A 19,150-nucleotide genomic window follows, 5' to 3' on the forward strand; every position below is an offset into this window, starting at 1 on the left:
GGGGCTGGTGCGGTTCGCTTCGCTCTCCGTGCCCGTGCTTCGCACGGGCTGGCGCCTTCCGCTTCGCTTCAGGCGCCGGTGGATGGGTCCCCGCTTCGCGGGGACCTTGGTGTTGCTGTGTCAGGGGGGTTCTGGTGCCCCGCCTTTGGCGGGGCACCAGAAGGGGATTCCGCTTCGCTCCATCCCCAGGGCCCCTTCCGGCTTCGCCTGCAGGGACCAAAAACCCGCTTCGCGGGTTGGCTGGCTACGGGGAGGGTGGTGTGGTTGGTTCAGTTGCTACATCATTTTGATGCAGCATGTAGTGATGGCAGTTGTGGGGTGTGCCCCGGGGTGGCCCCGCATCGCTGGTGTCGTGGACCAGTGAAACTGCGTAACGCTCAATCAATCTGCGCAGTCGGCTCCACGCCCTCGCCCGAGAAGCGATCACCTATCCCAAGGCCATCGCCCTCGCCCAGTTCTTCGCCCGCCACCCGCGCATGCTCCACGTTCGCGAACGCCCTGGGCGCGCTCATCCCCTCCACACCGCTGTCGCCACTCTGCTGGGCGGGCACAAACGGCGCCGGCAGCGATATCAGTGGGGGCAGGATCCCGTGTAGCTGATGACGATGTCCCCTGTCATCTCTGTATGCCGATATCCATCAGCCGGATACCAGGAGGCCATCCACTCAGCCAGCGTCCACGGACAACTCAAGGACCGCGCCCCAGACAGCCCACTCTCCCCCCTCATCACCGCACAGAACGGCGAACAACTCACCCGCACCGCAACAGGAATCCACTACCACCTGAAACCCGCACCGTAGAAGCAAGACCAATTACGCCCATCCCCCACCACAACCCTGAACAGCGACGACACCACCACGTTCTACCAACGAGCAACCAACTGACCAGCAACATCACCAAAAACACCAGCACCACATCAGCATCCATGTCACCACTCAAAACCCCGACCACAACAGCCTGAACAACAGAAACCTGCAGCTACCACACTGACACCACCATCCCGAACCACCACCAACAAAAACCCGCAGATCATCACGAACGGTCCTGCCGCCGACGGCTCGTTGACCGTGGGCATCGACGGCGTGCTCGTCCTTGCGCACTCCGAGAAGCAGGACGCCACCGCGACCTGAATGAAGACCTTCGGCCATCATCCGCTCGTCGCGTTCGTCGACCACGGCCAGGTCGGGTCCGGAGAGCCGGTGGCCGCGCTGCTGCGGCCCGGCAACGCGGGCTCCAACACCGCGAGCGATCACATCACCACCACGGGGCTCGCCCTGGCCCAGCTCCCCAAACACCTGCGGCGCCACGAACGCCCGTACCTCGTCCTCGGTCGCAGGGAACTCCGGTACCCGTAGGCGTCGCGGATCTCCCACGCGTGCTCGTACCGGCTCTGCCGACGGTCCGCTCGGTGCGCTTCGGTGCTCAGACCGTGTGAGCGCAGCGCCGGGGAAGACCTCCGAGTACCGGACCACATCGCCCTCGGCATGGCCGGACAGCACGATGACCAGGGCCTGGTCGACGTTCAGGCGCGTACTTCGGGGTCGGCCGCGGGCCTCGCCGGGCCGGAGAGTTCGGAGGCGGACCCACCCCCGGTGAGAATCCCGAGGGCGGTACGGGAGATCAGTGCGTCCGTGGCGGTGGACGGCGTGCCCGCCACTCCGGAGCGCATCAGAGTGCTGCCCTCGAGCAGGGCGATGAACACCTCGGCGCGGGCGCGGTGTTCCTCCTGTGGTACGCCGGGTGCGTGGGTGCGGATGCGGTCGGCGAGCAGATCCGCGTACTGGCGGTAGAAGGCGCGGACCGCGACGGCGACGGCCTCGTCACGCGCCGCGAGGGCCCACAGTTCAACGAAGACGCGGACCAGCTGGGTGTCGGACTGCTGAGCGAGCAGCAGGCCGATCACTTCGTCCGGCCTGCCGTCCGGGACCACCTCGGTGACCCGGTCGAGGGAGCGTTGGAGGATGCGGGCGAGGAGTTCGGCGACCAGGCTGTCCCGGGAGGGGAAGTAGTGCTGGAGGTGGCCGAGTCGGATGCCCGCTGTGTCCGCGACGGCGCGGAGAGAGAGGGCCGTGTACCCGCCGTCGACGAGGGTGGCCTCTGCGGCGTCGAGGAGGGCGGCCCGGCGCGCGGCGCCTTTGGCGGTGGTCACGCGGCCGCCACGGAAGAAGGCGCGGAAGACGCAGAAGAAGACGGCACGACGTCGATCAGGACGCCCGCCGCTTCCAGGGCCGGCAGAACCGTGGTCGGCAGCGGATGCGACTCGGGGAAGGCGAGCCCGGCCCGCGCCGCCGGTGCGCCGTCGTCACCGAGTACGCGTCGCAGGCCGAGGAGCCCGCCGGCGGCGGTCATGTGCGCCTGGCCGCGCGGGTCGGTCACGGTGGCGGTCAGGGAGCCCCCCGGCCCGCGCACCTCGATACGGACGGCCGCCGTGCCGCCCTCGCCGGGCGAGTAGAGGAGGCGGCGGCGCACGGGCCGCCAGCAGTCGCCCCGGGCGTGCCGGAAGAATCCGGTCCTGCCGAGGGCAATCAGGGTGGACGTGGAGGAGTTGCTGCTGAAGCCGATACGAGTGGTGACGGTACGGGCTCCCAGGGTCAGGGGCAGGGTGAACTGCTCGGGGGTGTCGATCCTGGCGACCCTGGTGCGGTCCTGGCCGATGGCGAGCGTACGGGCGCTGGTGAGCGGGCTCACCACCTTGCCCCGGCCCTCTTCGAGCACCTCGAAGTCGACCCCGAGCCGGTCCATGAACTCCACCGAGTCCACCCCCGCCCGGTCGGCGAGGTCGTAGCGGATCGCGGTGTCGACGCTCTCCACGCCGCCCAGCCGCTCCGCGAGGGCGGCGGCCACCAGCGGAACCACCCCGCCCATCCACCCGGAGGAGAGCAGCGTCGGCGCCGTGGGCGAGCCCAGCGACACCAGGGCTACCGCGCGCTGCATCCTGGCCGTCCAGCGCGTCACGTCCACATACGGGATTCCGCCGCCCAGGGCCGCCCGCAGCACCCGGTCGTCCGGATCGTTCACCAGGCTCACCACGGCTCGAACGGAGGCGTGGAACGGCTCGGGGGCGGACAGGTCCCACCGGAGGGCCTCGGCGGAGACCTCGCGGCACAGCTCCGCCGCTTTCCCGGGCGATCGCCCCGCGAACAGCAGCGGCCACCGCCCCCGCGCCGCCCTCGCCAGTTCCGCGCCCACCGTCCCGTATCCACCGACGAGCAGAACCGGGCCCTCGGGGTCGTGCACCAGCTGATCAATGTTCATGAATACGACTATAGGTCACTCGACCTAAAAGCGGACATGATCGCCTCAGCGTCGTACGCGCCCCTGGTCGCTCTGCTCCAGGGCCTTCGGTCTCATGATGAGCGCCTGGTCGAGCAGCTCGCCTCCCGCGCCCTGTCACGGAGCAGCAGGGAGCGGGCGGTGCACGTGGAGCGGGATGAGGACGGGCGGATCATCCACGCCGGTCCCGACGGCGAGGGCGGGGGTGAGGGTGAGGGTGAGGGTGAGGGTGAGGGCGAGGAGGGCGGTACGAAGGCGGTGGTGGAGTCGGCGTTGCTGCACTTCTCGACACCGCGTGATCCCGCGACCATCGCGGCGTTCCTGCGGACCCGGGTCTACCGGCCCGAGTCGCTGGTCTGGCTCGACGGCTACCAAGCACTACGACGCTGGCGCGAGCACCACGAGGTCACGGGACTGTTCGCGGTGCCGTACGACACCGAAACCGACGTCGGCGTGGTGCGGTTTCCCCTCGGCCAGTGGGTGCACCAGCAACGGCGGGTCCAGCGGGCCGGTGAGCTCGACTCCCATCGCAAAACCCTCCTCGACCGGGAGGGGATGGTGTGGGAGCCGGGAGACGAGGCGTGGGAGACGAAGTTCGCCGCACTGCTGTCCTTCCGCCGCCGCCAGGGGCATCTGGCGCCCCGGCAGGACGCCGTGTGGGGTGAGAGCGAGGCCGAGGGCCTGGTGGCGATCGGGCAGCTCATGGCGAACCTGCGGCGGACGGACGGCCTCGGCAAAGACCAGAAGCGTGCCGGGGAACGGGCCGAGCAGCTGACCGCCATCGATGAGGACTGGAACTGCGTGTGGCCGCTCGACTGGCAACGCCACTACCGGATCCTCGCCGACCTCACCGACACCGAGACCGGCAAAACCCTCCCCGACATCCAACCCGGCATCCTCTTCAACGGAGACGACCTCGGCAAATGGCTCGCACAGCAACGACGGGCACACACCTGGGCGCAGCTCAGCGATGAGCAGCAGGAACGGCTCAGCGGGCTCGGTGTGACACCCGACGAGATCGCCGCCGTGCCGGCGGCGCGCGCGGCCAAGGGTGCAGCGGCAGGCGGACTGCCGGCACCGTTCCGGCGGGGAGTCACCGCGCTCGCGCAGTGGGTGGAACGGGAGGGCGACCGACCGGTCCCCAGAAACACGAAGAACCAATCGACATCGACGGCCAGGAACACCTCGTGAAACTCGGAGTGTTCCTCAGCAACACCAAGAGCCGCCGCGACCGCCTCACCCCCCGAACAACACCACGCCCTCGCGGAGCTCGGGGTGAAGTGGACGTGACACCAGCCGCGGCCGGTCGTTGAACCGGCAGGACAGACGTCACGTCATGTCGCAGAGAGACCCCGGGCGCTGTCACCCGGGGTCTCCTGCTGTCGGCGCACTGTCTGTGCGTGGGTCAGGCGGGCTGGAGGCTGGCGGCCACAAGGCTGCGGGTGGTCGCCGCACAGCCGGTCCCGCCGACGGGGGCCGGGGGCCACGGTTCTCAGGCCACTGCCGGCGCCTACGGCTTCGAGGTACCGCGGCGGTATTCGGCGTTGATCCGCTGGGCTTCCTCAAGCTGGTCTTCGAGGATGACGATGCGGCAGGCGGATTCGATGGCCGTGCCCTGGTCGACGAGCTCCCGGGCGCGCGCGGCGATGCGCAGCTGGTAGCGGGAGTAGCGGCGGTGGCCGCCCGCGGAGCGCAGCGGGGTGATCAGGCGGGCCTCGCCGATGGCGCGGAGGAAGCCCTGGGTGGTGCCGAGCATCTCGGCGGCCCGGCCCATGGTGTAGGCGGGGTAGTCGTCGTCGTCGAGACGGCCGAACGAGTCGTCTGCTGTCACTTGCACCTCTCATGGAACGCGTTGGAGGGGCTCGGGTGCCATGTGGCACCCGAGCCCCGAAGGAACTGCTACACCATCAGCCGGCCTTGATCGGCTACGCCGGCTCTGTGTTTCCGCATGGCCACCAGGAAGAGGTCCTGGGGTTGCGGGGATCGCGGTTGCTTGACCGGAGACCACCTCACTCACGATGTCCTGCGGTACCCGGGCCCAGTGATTCCGCCCGGGCGATCCTGATGGCGGTCAACTCCTCCGTTCTTCCCTCTGGGATCACTCACTTACGTACTGCTGGTACTGCTCTGTTGCGTACTGCTGGTGATGCGTACTGCTCAGTGGCCTGCGAAAGCGCCACTCTTCGGCAGCCAGCCCCGTCGCCCGTCCTGCGTCTTCTCTGGCTTGGAACCCCACTGCCGAACTTCCCGGCACGCGCGCCCGCAGCCGACGCCTTCACCGAGGAACTGCTCGTTTACTTCACTGCTGGGGTACTGCGAACTGCACTTACGGGTACTGCTACTTGCGGATACTGCGGTACTGCTCACGGCGGCCCCTGACAGCTGCGGGCCACCCGGTCCGGTCGTCAGTCCCGTCGCCTTCCCGCAACAACCCTGGCTCCGGAACTCCACCACCGCACCGCACTGCGAACTACAACTACGGGTACTACTGCCTGGCAGTTCGTTCCTGCCGGGCCCTGCTGATCTCGGCTACGAGAGAAACCATAACCACACCACCACCCAATGTCTACTCCAGCCACCACAGATTTTGGCGGGCTCGGCAGTGAGGTAATCAACCTCGAACGGAGGTGGAAGGCAGGAGCGAGCCGGGTTATCAAGCCGCAGGCCGGGCGCAAGCCCCGGACGGACAGAACCGGACATGATGATCCAGAGACCGGGGTGACCTGATGGACACGATGAGCATCGACGCCGTAGCCGTCCGCTCCGCATCAGCCGCGAGGACGCGGTCATCGCCCTGGACGAGCGGGACGTCGAGCCGTGCCCGATCTGCCTGCCCGACAGCGGACTCCCGCCCCGCATGACCCCGTCGTCGGCCGGCGCGACACCGATCACCAGGCCGACCTCGCCCTCGTCCACACCGCCGACCGGATCCGGGTCCAGAACCACGCGCTGACCCAATCGCTGCCCCACACCGGCAAGAGCTGCGCCACGGGCAGAGCTCTTCGCGGTGGCCGGAGGCGGCTTGCTCGACGCGCTGCGGCATGGGGGTCACCGGCGAGACAGAGGCCGGGGCAACTGCACGGTCCTCGGCTGCGGCCCGGGCCTGGGTCTCGTCCCGGGCGTGGTTGATGCGCTCGGCGCGGGTGGTGGCCGTCTTCCAGCTGCTGACCGGGACCCGGGCGGAGAGGATCTCCAGCAGCAGGGGCAGCAGTTCGGCATCCGTGCGGGGCCGCAGGTCTGCCTCGCGTGCCGCGGCCAGCAGTTCCGAGACCCGCCGGTCGCCGAACGCGGGAACCGTGCCGACCGGGGCAGTCCGGTCCAGCGCAGTTCGTGCCAGTCGTGGGTGAGGGGGTCCTGGAAGAACACGGTGCGGCGGTCGCGCGGTTCGCGGTGGACGCACCAGCGGCCCTTGAACTTCCCGCCCCGGGCCGAGCGCTCGTTCAGGTAGGGCTCAAGCGCGTCGCCGTAATACCAAAGGCCCCTGATCTTCACTCCGCGCTCCCGCAGCACGGAGATGGGATGGGACGGCAGCAGCTCGTAGTAAAGGTCCGGCTGCGGCAGCCTCAGCCCCAGGCCGGTCTGCTCGAAGGAGGCCGCGAACAAGGTGTTGGGGCTGTGGCTGCCGCCGACGTCCCAGGCCGAGGCGTACTCGCCCAGGTGCCTCCGCTGCCAGATGCCCACGATCCAGGTGGCGACGAGGTGTTCCATCTCCTCCGGCGTCAGCACCTCCTCGCCCTCGGGGGCGGCCCCGCGGTCGGCGGCGTCGACGCCGGTGCAGCCGGGCAGGTGCTCGAACAGCAGCGTCCTGATCGCGCCGAAGGCCCGCTCGACGGCATGCTTGTCCGGAGGCCGCAGGGCCCGAGCCGGATGGACGTTGCAGCCCAGCTTCCGCTCGACCTCAACCAGGTGGTGATTGCGGTAGACCGACCCGTGGTCGGTGGTGACTGTCTCCGGGCTGAAGAACGGCAGCCCGGCCACCGGATAGCCGGCGAACTCGGCCACCAGCGCGGACGGCAGCCCGGGTAAGGCCACTCCATCTCCGGCCCCCACTCCGGACGCATCGGCAGCGGCAGCATCACGTCCCGCAGCAGCATCGCCGCGTCCACCGCGGTGTCCGACACCAGCGTGAGCAGGAAAGCGCAGAGCGAGTGGGTGAACACATCCAGCGCGAGGTTGTGGCGGTAGTTCTGGACTGACCATTGACCACTCCGAGGCTGGAGGTGTCGGCGTACTCGGTGAAGTGCTCAGCAGCAGGAACCTGTCAGGGGTCCCCTTGACCTGAAGTGCGATTGAGCTTCTAGCGTGTCCTCCAGTTGATCACCTGACGACGGGAGAAGACGCTGATGATTCTCGTGACGGGAGCCACCGGGAACATAGGAAGTGCTCTGCTGAAGGAGCTGCACGAGTGCGGTGCCGGGCCACTGCGGGGTCTCACTCGTGACGCTGCACGGGCCTCATTCCCCGAGGGGGTCGCGGCCGTTGAGGGTGACTTCGCCGAAGCGGCTTCGCTGAAGCCTGCGCTGGAGGGGGTGCGCTCGCTGTTTCTCGTGTCGCGTATTGGCTCAGATGCTGACATCCTCGACGCCGCCCGGCAGGCAGGTGTGGAGCACGTGGTGCTTGTGTCGTCCATTACTGTCCAGACCCATCCGCATCTCGGCCCCGCCGGCGAGAACCTGGCTGTCGAGCGGCTACTCAAGGGCAGCGGCATGGCCTGGACGATTCTGCGGCCGACGCAGTTCGCCTCGAACGCCCTGTGGTGGGCGGCGTCAATCCGCGGGCACCAAACGGTCCGGGTGCCGTATGCGGGCATCGGGCTCCCCACGATCCACCCCGCGGACATTGCGTCGGTGGCGCGGGTGGCGTTTACCGAGTCCGGTCACCAAGGCCGGACGTATGCCCTGACCGGTCCGGAGCGGGTGACGGCCCGGCAGCAGGTGGAGGCCATCGCGGTAGCACTGGAGCGGGAGGTGCCTTTCGCCGAGATCAGCCGGGAGGAGGCCCACCGTCAGATGGCTGCGTTCTTGGGGGACGAGGCCGCGGATGCGGTGCTCGACGTGACGGGCGGGGACGTCAACGACGAGCTGCTGAAGGTGCGCGACACGGTTTCGCAGGTCACCGGTTCCCCGGCCAGGCCATTCCACCAGTGGGTTTCGGAGAATGCCGCCGCCTTCCGTTGAGTCGCCTGGTCCCGAGCACGTTCATACGTACTCAGCTGGGCACTTTCACCGTGTCCGCCGACAGACGGTGACCATGGTGGTGCCGGGAGGATCAAGACCTGCGTCCCCTGCTGGGTTGGTCGATGTGAGTGACATTGCTGCTGGCTTCCAGCGCCTCGCGCAGGCAGGCGTTGTCGACTGCCAGGCGCTGGATCTGGGCGGCTGCGAACTGGAGGTTCTCGGTCAACGACCTGTTGGAGCGGCGGAGTTTGGCGTTTCGGGCGGCGAGGACCTCGTAGGGGCTGGGCCGCATCTCGGCCGCGGGGTGGGGTGACTGCCTGCCGCGGGCGGCGGAGACTTCCTTGGCCAGGTCGGGGAAGTGTCTGCGGAAGGTACGCCGACGCGGGCACCGACGTCCGTACCGGGCGGGCTGCGGCGGCAGATCAACGGCGCACCTTCGCGAGACGCGGCACCGACGCACTCCCCACGCCACGGTCAACGCCGGCATGACGGCCAGGGTCCAGGGTTGTAGCGCGTCTTCCGGAGGGGTGGGCTGCGGCACCTCAACGGCCGAGGGCGAGCAGGGCGAGCAGGGCGAGCGTGGACACCGTGGTGTGGCCTCGGGTTGCGACTGTCAAGACCGAGTCAAGCCATTGCGGTCCGTATTCCGTCCGGACCTGCCGGCGTGGAAGGCTGCCAACGTTGTCAGTGACAGGGGGGCCTGTGAGTAAACGGGATGTACGCACGATGCTGCGGGACATGCAGACCGGCGAGCCCGTGCAGGTCAGCAGCGGTATGTCGTCCATAGACAGGATCGCCGGACTCGCGGCCGTCGCCGAACAGTTCGGGTACCAGTACGCGAACGTACGACGGGGCGACGGGTACGTCATGTCGCTCGTGATCGACACTCGTCCGCAGGCCCGCGCACGGGCCGCGCAGAACTGGGCGCAGTACCCCGACGCCGCCGGCGGGGGTGCTCTGCCGCCCTTCGTGCCCAAGGCGTTCCAGCTGCTCAAGACCCGTATCACGATCGACCTCAGCCAAGCTCGCCGCCCGGCTGACGGCCGCCGGGTTCAGAGCGGTGACCGACCGGAACGGCCGGCAGCGGTACCTGCCACCGGCCTGACACGTACCCCGCACGCCAGTCCCTTTCACCGGACCGCCGGCTCGGTGGCAGATGTGAAGTGGGCGGAGCGCGGGCATCGTTGTCGTGAATCGGCACTTGGCGGCGGTGCGGTCGAACTAGGCTGATGGTCTTTGTCCGGCGGATCTGGGGGAATGCCATGTTGGTCGAGGGGCTCGTCGCCGCAGCTGCTGCCGGAGGCGGAGCAATCGTGCAGGCTGCGGGGACGGACGCGTGGAACGGGGTCCGTGGCGCGGTCGCCCGGCTCTTCGGCCGCGGGGAGGCCGGGCGCGAGCAGGTGGAGCTGGAGCGTCTGGACCAGACCCTGGCGGTGCTGGAGGCCGCGGGGGACGGTGAGGAGGCGCAGCGGGTGCAGATCGCGCAGGTCTCCCGGTGGCAGACCCGCCTCGAGACGCTGCTGGAGGAACTACCGGAGGCCGAACGGCAGCTGGTGGTGGCCGAGTTGCAGGCCTTGGTCGCGCAGGCTGATGCCGCCGGGCCGGCACAGACCGTGCACAACGACTTCAGCAGTGCCACGTTCACCAACAGTCAGGTACTCGGCAGCGGGAACATGACGGTGACGAACAACTACGACAAGTAGGACGGCGTCGTGGGGGGCAAGAGCAGCGCCAAGCGCAGCACCAAGGGCAAGGGCAACGGCAGAAAGGGCGGGAAGACCCAGAAGGGCGGCCACGCGCGGGCCGGTATCGCGGCCGGTCACTCGGCCGGTATCGCGGCCGGTCACTCGGCGGGGAACGACTTCCGTGGTGCCGAGTTCACGGACAGCCAGGTGCTGGGGCACGGCACCATGGCCGTGAAGACGTACGTGCAGCAGTACGCGCCCGTCCCCACCGCTTTGGACGCGTTGCCGCAGCCGCCCGCAGGTTTCGTCGGGCGTGAGGACGACATCGCGTTCATCCTGGGCGTGCTGGACCCCGGTCATCACGGCAGCGGGCGCGCGGTCGCCGTCCTGTCGGGCTGGGGCGGGGTCGGGAAGACCACCCTCGCCTACGCTGCCGGCCATGTCGCGCAGAAGCAGGGCTGGTACACCGGCGTCCTCCTCGTCGACCTGCGCGGTTACGACCCTCACCCGGCGCAGGCCGAGGACGCCCTGGAGGCGTTGCTGCGCTCCCTCGGTGTGCGGCCGGAGCATCTTCCGCCGCCGGGAGCGGGCCGGGAGGCGTTGTACCGCTCCCAGCTCAACGCACGCCAGACGGCAGGCGAACGGTTGCTCGTGGTCGCCGACAACGCGTCCTCGGTCGGTCAGGTCCAGCCGTTGTTGCCGCCCGGGCATCACGGGATGATCGTCACCTCCCGGCACAGCCTTTCCGGGGTCGGCAGGATGCGGACCGTCAACCGTCTCCAGCCCGAGGACGCCGTCGCGTTGCTGAAGGCGTCACTGAAGAGCAACGACCCCGACGACGTGCGGGTCGAGGAGGAGCAGGAGGCAGCCGAGCGGGTGGTGCTGGCGTGCGGGTATCTGCCCCTGGCCCTGCAGATCACCGCGGCACTCCTGGCCCAGGATCCCGGCCAGCCGCTCTCCGAGCGCGCCGAAGCCCTCAGCCAGGTCGGAGACGTACTGGACGGGCTGAACGATGGGGAACGCAGTCTGCGGACCACGTTCGACCAGTCCCTCAACCGCCTCGCCCCGCAGGAGCAGGACCTGTTCCGTCTCCTGTCCCTCAACCCGGGGCCCGACATCTCCACCTCCGCCGCCGGCGTCCTCGCCGACCAGCCGCAGCCGGCCACCGAACGTCTCCTGGGGCGCCTCGCGGCCAGCCACCTCATCGAGCGCAACCCCGCCATCCGCGGCCGCTGGCAGATGCACGACCTGCTGCGCGCGTACGCCCAGGAACAGGCGCAGACCGTCATGGCCCGCGGTCGCGTGCCCCGGCGGCGATACGACCAGGCGCGTGACCGGCTCATCGATCACTACGTTCGCCAGGCCGAGGCCGCTGACACCCTTTTCCAGCTCCCGGGCCGGGCCCGGGCTCCTCAGTTCGCTGATCGGAACCAGGCGTTGTCCTGGTTCGACGCCGAACGCGAGAATCTCCTCGCCGCCGCCCACGCCAACGCCGCGACCCAGGCGAGCATCGACCTGGGGTTCGCGGTCGTCCGCTACCTGGGGTGGCGGCGACGCCATCAGGACCTCCTGATGGCTTCCTCGCTCACCCTCGACGCCTGCGAAGCGCTGGAAGACAGCGACAACACACCTTCCGCCTGGAACAACCTCGGCATCGCGCTCAAGAACCTGCGCCGTTTCGACGAAGCCCGCGAAGCCCACGAGACCGCCCGCACCCTGCACCACCAGACCGGCAACACCGACGGCGAAGCCTCCGCCTGGAACAACCTCGGCGTCTCGCTCCAGGAACTGCGGCGCTTCGACGAAGCACTCCAGGCCCACGAGACCGCCCGCACCCTGCACCACCAGACCGGCAACACCCACGGCGAAGCCTCCGCCTGGAACAACCTCGGCATCGCTCTCAAGAACCTGCGGCGCTTCGACGAAGCGCTTCAGGCCCACGAGACCGCCCGCATCCTGCACCACCAGAGCGGCGACACCCACGGCGAAGCCTCCGCCTGGAACAACCTCGGCATCGCACTCCAGGCACTGGAGCGCTTCGACGAAGCCCTCCACGCCCACCAGGCGGATCTCGAGCATTGCCGGCAGACCGGCGACACTCGTGGCGAAGCCATTTCCCTGAACAATCTCGGTACGGCTTATCGCGGCCTGAACGACTTCGACAGGGCCATCCCAGCGGGCCGGCGGGCCGTTGAGCTCATGGCCGCGACAGAGGACTGGTTCCGTACCGGTGAGGCATGGGGCGAGCTGGCCACGACCCTGAGGGCCGCGGGCGCCGATCTGTCCCAGGTACGTGAGGCGTGGGAGCAGTCGGCCTCCGCGTACGCCCGAGCGGACGCGGACGAGGAAGCGGCTGTTTCCCGTGCCCACGCCGACAGTCCTGGGACACCGGAGTAGCGCGCGGCTGCATCAGAGGATCAGCGAGGTCAGCAGGTGCTCGGTGCGGTCCTGCCCGCGAAGCGGTCCGCGAGCCAGGGGAGGCCCTCGGCGCTGGTGCCCTCGGATGCGGCGATGTGGCCGGGGATGTGGTTGCCGACGCGAACCTCACCGTCGCGCCCCGGCGGCACCAGTCGGCGGCCAGGTTCTTGACTTGAATTGGGTCGTAGGCGGCGCCTGTGCGGAAGGCCCCGACCGGTGGTCAGGGCCTTCACTTCGCCTGTGGTGCTTCGGTCATTCGTCTGTCGTGCTTCGGTCAGCGGACGTCCACGTAGTCGCCCGTCGCCGTGGCCGGCGGGGTCGTCGCGGTGCCCGCGAAGGAGTAGCGCCAGTACCCGTCGACCGAGGCCTTCACCGTGGTCTTGAGGTTGCCGGTGCTGTCCGTCTTCACCGTCTTCACCGTGGTGTACGTCGTCGTCCCGCTCTTGCGGAACTGGAGCCTCACCGGCTGGGCGGTGTACCCGTGGTAGCCGCCGGTCTCCCAGTTGGCCCGAGCGAGCTTGCCCGTGACGGTGATCGTCTTGCCCTTGGCCACGGGTTCGGGTGAGGCGTTGACCGTCTGGTTCGCGTCGCGCTGGATGCGTACCGTCGCGGCGGCGTGCAGATCGCTGAGGCCCGTGCCGTTCGCCGACTCCGCCCATGCGGCGAGTTTCCAGGTGCCCGCCAGTGTGTTGAGGCCGAGGGTCCAGCGCGGTGAGATGTACGCGAACTGGGCCTCGCACGTGGCGGTGGTCGCGTTGACCTTCGTGCAGGTCGCGGGCCAGGAGCCGTAGAGGACGCCGTCCGGGGCGTCGTACGAGCCGTGGTAGAGGTACATGTCACCGCCCGCGATGCCTGCCGGGTCCGTGGCGGTGAACGTCGCCTTGAAGTCCTGCTGCGGCTGGTCGGACAGTTCGACCGCCTTGCCGCCGTTGACGACGACGTGGGAGATCCGGGTGGTGCCGGTCGTCTCGTCGCCCTGTGTGCCCGGTCCTGCGAAGGCGCGCTGGACGGTGCGGCGCAGGGTGCCGCCCTGGTCGTCGGTGGCGCTCACGCGCAGCGAGACGTAGGCCGCGCCGGCCGGGACCGTCAGGGAGGCCGTGTTGCCGGTGAGCGGCAGGGCGGTCCATGTGGAGCCGTCGTTGACGGAGTACTCGATGCCGGTGACGTTCGCCGCGACGGAGGAGCCGCGGCCGGAGGCCGTGGCGGTCACGGTGACCGGGGTGGTGGCGGTGGCACGGTTCGAGGCGTTGATGCCGGTGAGCTTCACCTGGGTGTCGACCAGCGGCAGTTCGGTCGTCAACGGCACGTAGCCGGAAGTGAAGGTCCATTCGTTGCGCACCTTCGTGGACAGCCGCCGGTCGGGCACGCGGTGGGTGACCGTCTGGTCCAGGGTGTACGTCCCGGAGCTGTCCGGCACCTTGACCGACAGCTGCTTGTGGACCGACACGCCGGTGGCCTCGGCGTAGGTCACGCCGTCGCGTGTCAGGCGGTAGGAGTTCGCCGCCCGGCGGTCCGATCCCGCGTGCCCGGCGGCGTCGGCGAAGACGGCCGGTTCGTACAGGGTGATGGTGCCGCCCCGCCGCTGGGAGCCGCCTCCCTCGCGCCGCATCGGCTGCAGCGGCGCCTCACCGAGTGTCTCGGCGGGCGCGGAGCCGGCGGGCAGGGAACGGGCGGGAAGCTGCAGGCTGTAGTCACCGGTTCCGTAGGTGAGGGAACGGCTGAATGAGATGCCGGGCGTCACGTACTCGGTGACCGCACCGGCCACCGGCACGGCCGAGCCGAGATAGACGCCGCTTTCGAACTCGTAGCTCGGGGCCGTCTGCAACTGCGCGGTGGTCCGCGTGCCCGGAGCGTTCACGTGGGTGACCGTCTTCGCGAGCGCGGCCCGCTTCACCGAGGCGAGCGGGGAGGCGGGCACGGTGTCCTGGAACGTATGGGCGAGGTCGTACCGGATGGGGCTCGGCGTGCTCGCCGTGGTGCCCTTCCGGCTGAGAACGTCGTGGATCCTCAGCGCCGCGCCCGGCTGTGAGAACGGAGTGACGTACACCTTGTCCGCACCCGACCCCGCGAAGCCGGCGATGTGGTTCCCGGGTACCGAGATCCATACGGCGGAGGACTCACGGGTGGCCGTCGTGTCGTCGACGCGGATCCCGGTCTCCTTGGCGGCCCGCTCGTCGAAGGAGACGGTGGTGGCGGCCGTGCCGACCTTGAAGGTGCGGGTGAGGAGGTAGGACGGGCGCTGCCAGTCACTGTGCAGCGCCACGGAGAAGTAGTCGCCGGGGGGCAGCTTGACGGTCGCGGACGGGCCGAAGCTGTCGCTGTTGACGGCGTACGACGTCCAGGTCTTACGGTTCCAGACGTAGAAGAGCTTGAACGCGACGTCGGCGTTGGTGATGTTCAACTTCACGGAGTACGAAGCCGCTGCCGCCGCTGCCGCGGCTTCGGCCGCCTTGATCGTGGGCACCGAGACCCTGGTGGGCTTCACCGGCTTCGGCAGTGCCGTCGGCTGTACGTCGAGCGCGCCGTTGGCCGAGCCGAAGGCGTACCTCTTGCCGCCGCGCCCGCCGCTGTCGGTGATGCGCACGTCGCCGTCGACGACCGTGACACGCTCGCCGTCGCCGAGAGCGGAGCTCCGGGGCGCGCCGGCTGCCGTACCCTGCGCCTGCGCGAGCCGGCCCACCGGCGACGGTTCCTTATCCGCGGCGGTGGCCCCCGGCGCCAGCAGGATTCCCGCCACCACTGCCGTGCACACGCCCGCTGCGGCGGATCTTCGCGCGTTCCGCTTCCTGGTCCCGGACATCAGTCCGCCCTCCCCAAGTGTTCGACCGTCAGGTCCCGGCACACCGCCGGAGAGCTGATCAGCGACACCTTATGCGGAGGGGTCGGGGAGGTGACGCGGGAGGCTGCGGAACGCATTCCTGGCTGGGGCCGCTCGGCGACCGGAGTCGGTGATGCCCGCGCGTTGTCCTGCGAGGTCGGCGACGCTGTGGCCGAACGCGGTCGTCACCGAAAGGCCAGCTCGAACCACACCACCTTTCCACCGTTCACATTGGTTACGTCCCACCGCACCGCCAGCGCATCGACAACGGACAGCCCGCGGCCCGCTTCATCCATCTGCCTCGCCCAGCGGCGTGAGGGCAGTTGCGGGGCGTCGTCGCCGACCTCGCAGCGCAGGATGTCGGTCCGCAGCAGCCGCAGGGTCACCGGCCGCTCCGCATACCGCACGGCATTGGTCACGATCTCACTCACGAGGAGTTCGACCGAATCCGTCAGATGCTCCAGATCCCAGCCGGCCAGCTTCCGGCGGGCGAGCCTGCGGGCGCGGCCCGGGGCGGAGTCCTCCGGTTCCAGGAACCAGTACGCGACGTCGCTCGGCGCGATCCCGTCGAACCGGGCGGCGAGCAGGGCGATGTCGTCGTCCCGGTCGCCCGGACCGAGCATGTCCAGCACGTCGTCGCAGAGGGCCTCCAGCGGCGGCGAGTGGTCCGGGCCGGTCAGCCGGGCGGTCGCGGCAAGGCGCTCGCACAGCTGCTCGATGCCGGTCCAGACGTCCCGCAGCCGGGACTCGACCAGGCCGTCGGTGTACAGCAGCAGCGTGGCGCCCGCGGGTGCGTCCAGCTCGACGGCCTCGAAGTCCACCCCGCCGACGCCGATCGGGGCGCCGGGCGGCACCCGCAGCACCTCAGCGCGGCCGCCGAGGTGGAGCAGGACGGGCGGCGGGTGGCCGGCGTTGGCGATCGTGATGCGGTGCGCGACGGGGTCGTACACCGCGCAGAGGCAGGTCGCCATGCGGTCGCTGCCGAGCCGCTGCGCCTGCTCGTCGAGCCGCCGCAGCACCTCCTGCGGCGGCAGGTCGAGCCCGGCCAGGGTCTGCGCGGTGGTGCGCAGCTGGCCCATGATCGCGGCGGACGTCATGGAGTGGCCCATGACGTCACCCACGACCAGGGCGACCCGGCTGCCGGGCAGCGGGATCGCGTCGTACCAGTCACCACCGACCCGGGCGGTCTCCGCGGCCGGGAGGTAGCGGGAGGCGAGCCGGACCCCGGTGGGCTGCGGAAGCGAGTCGGGCAGCATGGTGCGCTGCAGCTCACCCGCGATGTAGGCCTCGCGCCCGTACAGCACCGCCTTGTCCAGTGAGATCGCCGTGTGCGTGACGAGCTGGGCCGTGACCAGCAGAGCGTTCGGATCGAAACCCGGCCGCTCACTGCCGCGCAGGAAGACCGCGGCGCCGATCACCCGGCGCCGGCCGCGCAGCGGGGCCAGGATCGCCCGGCGCCCGGCGGGCACAGGGTAGTCGGCCCCAAGCAGCGCGGGCAGCGCTGTCCGGCCTGCTCCGGAGTCGCCGAAGACCGGCCGTACACCGCGCAGCACCTCGGCCAGCGCACCACCGGCCCGGACCTCGCACAGCTCGGCGGCAGGCGTCAGATCGGCCTGCGGGTCGATCGCGGGCAGTCGCAGCCACTCGGTCTCCTCGTCGGCCAGCCGCAGCCGGTCGGAGCGGCGCAGCCGCAGCACGAACGGGTTGACGGGCCGCTCGTCGCCGACCGGCAGCGGGTCGCGGAGGTAGACGAGGATCTCGTCGGAGAACGTCGGCACGCTTGCCCGGCACAGGCCCAGCACGATCTCGTCCAGGTCTATCCCGCGGGCGATCCGCCGGGTCGCGGCCCCCACGAAGCGCATCGAGTCGTCGGCCCGTCGCAGCATGAGCTCACTGCCCGGCCCATCCGTGCTGGTGACAGGGTTGTTCGGGGTTGTGTGGAATAACTCGTCATCGCGCGACCTGGACTCCGGGCTGTGGCTGGGGTCGCGTCGCACAGCCTGCCCGGGAATGACTCGGTCACCGTGTTCGTTCTGCGACGCCGCCCAGCCCATCTCCTCGACAGCGTCCTGCACCGCCTCGTGCTCTCGGTCGAGGACGTCCCGGGCCTTCTGCAACGCGGCATCGACCTGGTCAAGCGCGGCGTCGTCGACAGTGCTGCTCAGCGGGCCCGGAATGCTCAGGGCAGTCCCCGCCTGGGGCTGCCCGCCGGTCACTGAGCCAGCCCTCAGATCGCGCAGCTCATCTTCCAGAGCCTTGATCTGACGGGCAGCGTGATCGACCACACGCTGCGCCGTGTCCCGTTCGGCCTCGGCTCGGCCGAGCTGCGAGCGAAGGTCGTCCGACTGCCGCAGCGCACGCTCAAGGCGGTGTTCTGCCCTCTCCACATCGGAGAGGAACGGATCATCCGCGCTGCGCAACGCATCCAGCCGCCTCGTGAGTTCCGCGACTTGGGCCTGGGTCTGGCCGAGCAGCGCGAAGAGCACCGTGGCCACCTGGAGGGCCTGCTGTCTGGCCTGTTCGCTGACCTCAAAGGCCTGCCGTACGCGATTGAGATCCTCCAGCGCGGCAATCGTGCGTTGCTGCGCCTGGACGAGCTCGTGAGCCGAGACGGCCGGCTTCACGCTGATGGTGACGGGCGTGGGAGTGGTGTGAGCGGCACTCCACAGAGGCTGCAGCTGCTTGAGCCGCTCGGCAGCTCGTGGCCCCGTTTCGTCCGGGAAGCAGATATCAGCGACGGCCTCGACGAGGTCCCATGTCAGGGCCACTCCGGACAATTGCTCCCGCAGCTTGCGGAGATCCGGAACCACACCGGTGCTGAAGTGCTCGGAAGCCAGTTGTGTGTGCAGCTGAACCACGGACACGCCGGTGGCGTCGAGCCAGGCCCGCAGGATGTGAACGAGTTCGTTGATCTCGTTGCAGGACCCACGTGCGGGCGCCCACGGCCGGCCGGGCCGTTTCAAAGTCCCCACGTCACCCTCTCTCAGGCCAATTTGTTCCCCGGACAACCCCGCGTTGTCGCGTGGACAACATCCAACCTGTTCGGCGAGGCCTCATGGGGGTGGATCGTCGTTTCGTGCTCGTGTGCAACACGCACCGCACGAAGCAGTCGGTCTCGAAGAAGGAGTTGTTGTGAGCGTCACCCACACGGCGGTACTGCTCTTGGTGATCGGCTTGGCCGTGATCTTCTCGTGCCTTGTCGCCGGAATCGCGTTCGGCGTCGCTCGCTGGGGAGGCGCCCCGGCACCCGAGTCCCTCGCTCGGTCCGGCAAGGCGTTCGCCACGTCCCTGACCGTTCTCAGCGCGTTGATCGCAGTGATAGTGGCCGTGGTCAAGTAAGGGCTGTCCCAGGGAAGCAACGGCAAGTGCGTGCGCAGTTGTTTCTGAGCCCGGATCGATCAGCATTCGGAGGACTGGGCCGGGGCGGTGGCCGAGGGCTCCGGCGAAACTCGGTGACCCGCACAACTTCTGCGGAACCGTCAGGCTGCGTGATCGGCTGCCATGGCGTTGGCGAGCTGGACGACGGGGTCGCCGGCAAATTTGTGTCGGGACTGCGCCGTCGGCCAGGTTGAGAACCCGTCATCGGTCCATCGGGGAACCACATGGAAGTGCAGGTGGGGCACCGACTGCTCTGAACCGGGGCCGCTCGCACTGAGAATGTTCACGCCTTCAGCCTTCACCGAGCCGAGTTTTCGCTGATCAAGCTACAGAACACACAGGTCATCGACCTGACGTTGCCAGAACCGGGCGGCGTTCTCCAGCCTGTTTCCGGCACGCCG

Annotated in this window: 15 protein-coding genes and 2 pseudogenes; 8 read left to right on the forward strand and 9 right to left on the reverse strand. The window is 69.3% G+C overall.

What is annotated here, in order from left to right; translation table 11 throughout:
* Positions 1 to 1,061 precede the first annotated feature (1,061 nt).
* Positions 1,062 to 1,304 (forward strand): annotated as a pseudogene (locus OG782_RS37105) (transposase); the annotation flags it as partial.
* Positions 1,305 to 1,522: 218 nt separating this feature from the next.
* Here the strand turns inward: OG782_RS37105 and OG782_RS37110 are convergent.
* Positions 1,523 to 2,149: a TetR/AcrR family transcriptional regulator gene (locus OG782_RS37110; RefSeq protein ID WP_331742099.1), complete on the reverse strand. Its 627-nt coding sequence runs from the start codon at positions 2,147 to 2,149 to the stop codon at positions 1,523 to 1,525.
* On the reverse strand, positions 2,146 to 3,255 hold the full coding sequence (locus OG782_RS37115) for a saccharopine dehydrogenase (RefSeq protein ID WP_331742103.1): 1,110 nt from the start codon (positions 3,253 to 3,255) through the stop codon (positions 2,146 to 2,148). The genes OG782_RS37110 and OG782_RS37115 overlap by 4 nt, the downstream gene beginning before the upstream one ends.
* Positions 3,256 to 3,288: 33 nt before the next feature.
* Between OG782_RS37115 and OG782_RS37120 the strand changes: the two are divergent.
* Positions 3,289 to 4,563 (forward strand): annotated as a pseudogene (locus OG782_RS37120) (helicase associated domain-containing protein); the annotation flags it as partial.
* 220 nt (positions 4,564 to 4,783) lie between these two features.
* Here the strand turns inward: OG782_RS37120 and OG782_RS37125 are convergent.
* Positions 4,784 to 5,104 (reverse strand): MerR family transcriptional regulator, encoded by a 321-nt coding sequence (locus OG782_RS37125; RefSeq protein WP_331742106.1) that lies wholly within the window; start codon positions 5,102 to 5,104, stop codon positions 4,784 to 4,786.
* Positions 5,105 to 6,040: 936 nt separating this feature from the next.
* Here OG782_RS37125 and OG782_RS37130 point away from each other — a divergent pair.
* The gene (locus OG782_RS37130) at positions 6,041 to 6,226 is read left to right on the forward strand and encodes a hypothetical protein (RefSeq protein WP_331742439.1); all 186 of its coding nucleotides are present in this window, start codon (positions 6,041 to 6,043) and stop codon (positions 6,224 to 6,226) included.
* A gap of 95 nt (positions 6,227 to 6,321) precedes the next feature.
* On the opposite strand, the gene OG782_RS37135 is transcribed toward OG782_RS37130, so the two are convergent.
* A complete protein-coding gene (locus tag OG782_RS37135; RefSeq protein WP_331742109.1) occupies positions 6,322 to 7,305 on the reverse strand; it encodes a hypothetical protein in 984 nt (327 codons plus the stop codon).
* Positions 7,306 to 7,616: 311 nt separating this feature from the next.
* Between OG782_RS37135 and OG782_RS37140 the strand changes: the two genes are divergently transcribed.
* Positions 7,617 to 8,450 (forward strand): NAD(P)H-binding protein, encoded by an 834-nt coding sequence (locus OG782_RS37140; RefSeq protein WP_331742112.1) that lies wholly within the window; start codon positions 7,617 to 7,619, stop codon positions 8,448 to 8,450.
* Between the two features lie 91 nt (positions 8,451 to 8,541).
* Here OG782_RS37140 and OG782_RS37145 read toward each other — a convergent pair whose 3' ends face one another.
* Positions 8,542 to 8,937 (reverse strand): hypothetical protein, encoded by a 396-nt coding sequence (locus tag OG782_RS37145; RefSeq protein ID WP_406459521.1) that lies wholly within the window; start codon positions 8,935 to 8,937, stop codon positions 8,542 to 8,544.
* Positions 8,938 to 9,152: 215 nt separating this feature from the next.
* Here OG782_RS37145 and OG782_RS37150 point away from each other — a divergent pair, with 215 nt between their 5' ends.
* The 3 genes from OG782_RS37150 to OG782_RS37160 are packed head-to-tail and all read left to right on the forward strand — an operon-like array spanning position 9,153 to position 12,532.
* The gene (locus OG782_RS37150; RefSeq protein WP_406459523.1) at positions 9,153 to 9,680 is read left to right on the forward strand and encodes a hypothetical protein; all 528 of its coding nucleotides are present in this window, start codon (positions 9,153 to 9,155) and stop codon (positions 9,678 to 9,680) included.
* A gap of 32 nt (positions 9,681 to 9,712) precedes the next feature.
* Positions 9,713 to 10,153 carry a hypothetical protein gene (locus OG782_RS37155; RefSeq protein ID WP_406459525.1) on the forward strand — a complete coding sequence of 147 codons (441 nt, stop codon included), beginning with the start codon at positions 9,713 to 9,715 and terminating at the stop codon, positions 10,151 to 10,153.
* A 9-nt stretch (positions 10,154 to 10,162) separates the two neighbouring features.
* The gene (locus tag OG782_RS37160) at positions 10,163 to 12,532 is read left to right on the forward strand and encodes a tetratricopeptide repeat protein (RefSeq protein WP_331742123.1); all 2,370 of its coding nucleotides are present in this window, start codon (positions 10,163 to 10,165) and stop codon (positions 12,530 to 12,532) included.
* Positions 12,533 to 12,561: 29 nt separating this feature from the next.
* Here the strand turns inward: OG782_RS37160 and OG782_RS37165 are convergent, their stop codons facing one another.
* From OG782_RS37165 to OG782_RS37175, 3 genes are all read right to left on the reverse strand, one after another.
* Positions 12,562 to 12,702: a hypothetical protein gene (locus OG782_RS37165; RefSeq protein WP_406459527.1), complete on the reverse strand. Its 141-nt coding sequence runs from the start codon at positions 12,700 to 12,702 to the stop codon at positions 12,562 to 12,564.
* Between the two features lie 125 nt (positions 12,703 to 12,827).
* The gene (locus OG782_RS37170; RefSeq protein WP_406459529.1) at positions 12,828 to 15,353 is read right to left on the reverse strand and encodes a hypothetical protein; all 2,526 of its coding nucleotides are present in this window, start codon (positions 15,351 to 15,353) and stop codon (positions 12,828 to 12,830) included.
* Between the two features lie 203 nt (positions 15,354 to 15,556).
* Complete coding sequence (locus OG782_RS37175) at positions 15,557 to 18,343, reverse strand: SpoIIE family protein phosphatase (protein WP_406459531.1); 2,787 nt, start codon at positions 18,341 to 18,343, stop codon at positions 15,557 to 15,559.
* Positions 18,344 to 18,503: 160 nt separating this feature from the next.
* On the opposite strand from OG782_RS37175, the gene OG782_RS37180 reads away from it, so the two are divergent.
* On the forward strand, positions 18,504 to 18,710 hold the full coding sequence (locus OG782_RS37180; RefSeq protein WP_406459533.1) for a hypothetical protein: 207 nt from the start codon (positions 18,504 to 18,506) through the stop codon (positions 18,708 to 18,710).
* A 140-nt stretch (positions 18,711 to 18,850) separates the two neighbouring features.
* On the opposite strand, the gene OG782_RS37185 is transcribed toward OG782_RS37180, so the two are convergent.
* Entirely contained in the window at positions 18,851 to 19,051 is a 201-nt protein-coding gene (locus OG782_RS37185) for an HIT domain-containing protein (RefSeq protein WP_331742132.1), read from the reverse strand.
* Positions 19,052 to 19,150 lie beyond the last annotated feature (99 nt).

The sequence above is a fragment of the Streptomyces sp. NBC_00876 genome (assembly GCF_045207435.1).
Taxonomy (GTDB): Bacteria; Actinomycetota; Actinomycetes; order Streptomycetales; family Streptomycetaceae; genus Streptomyces.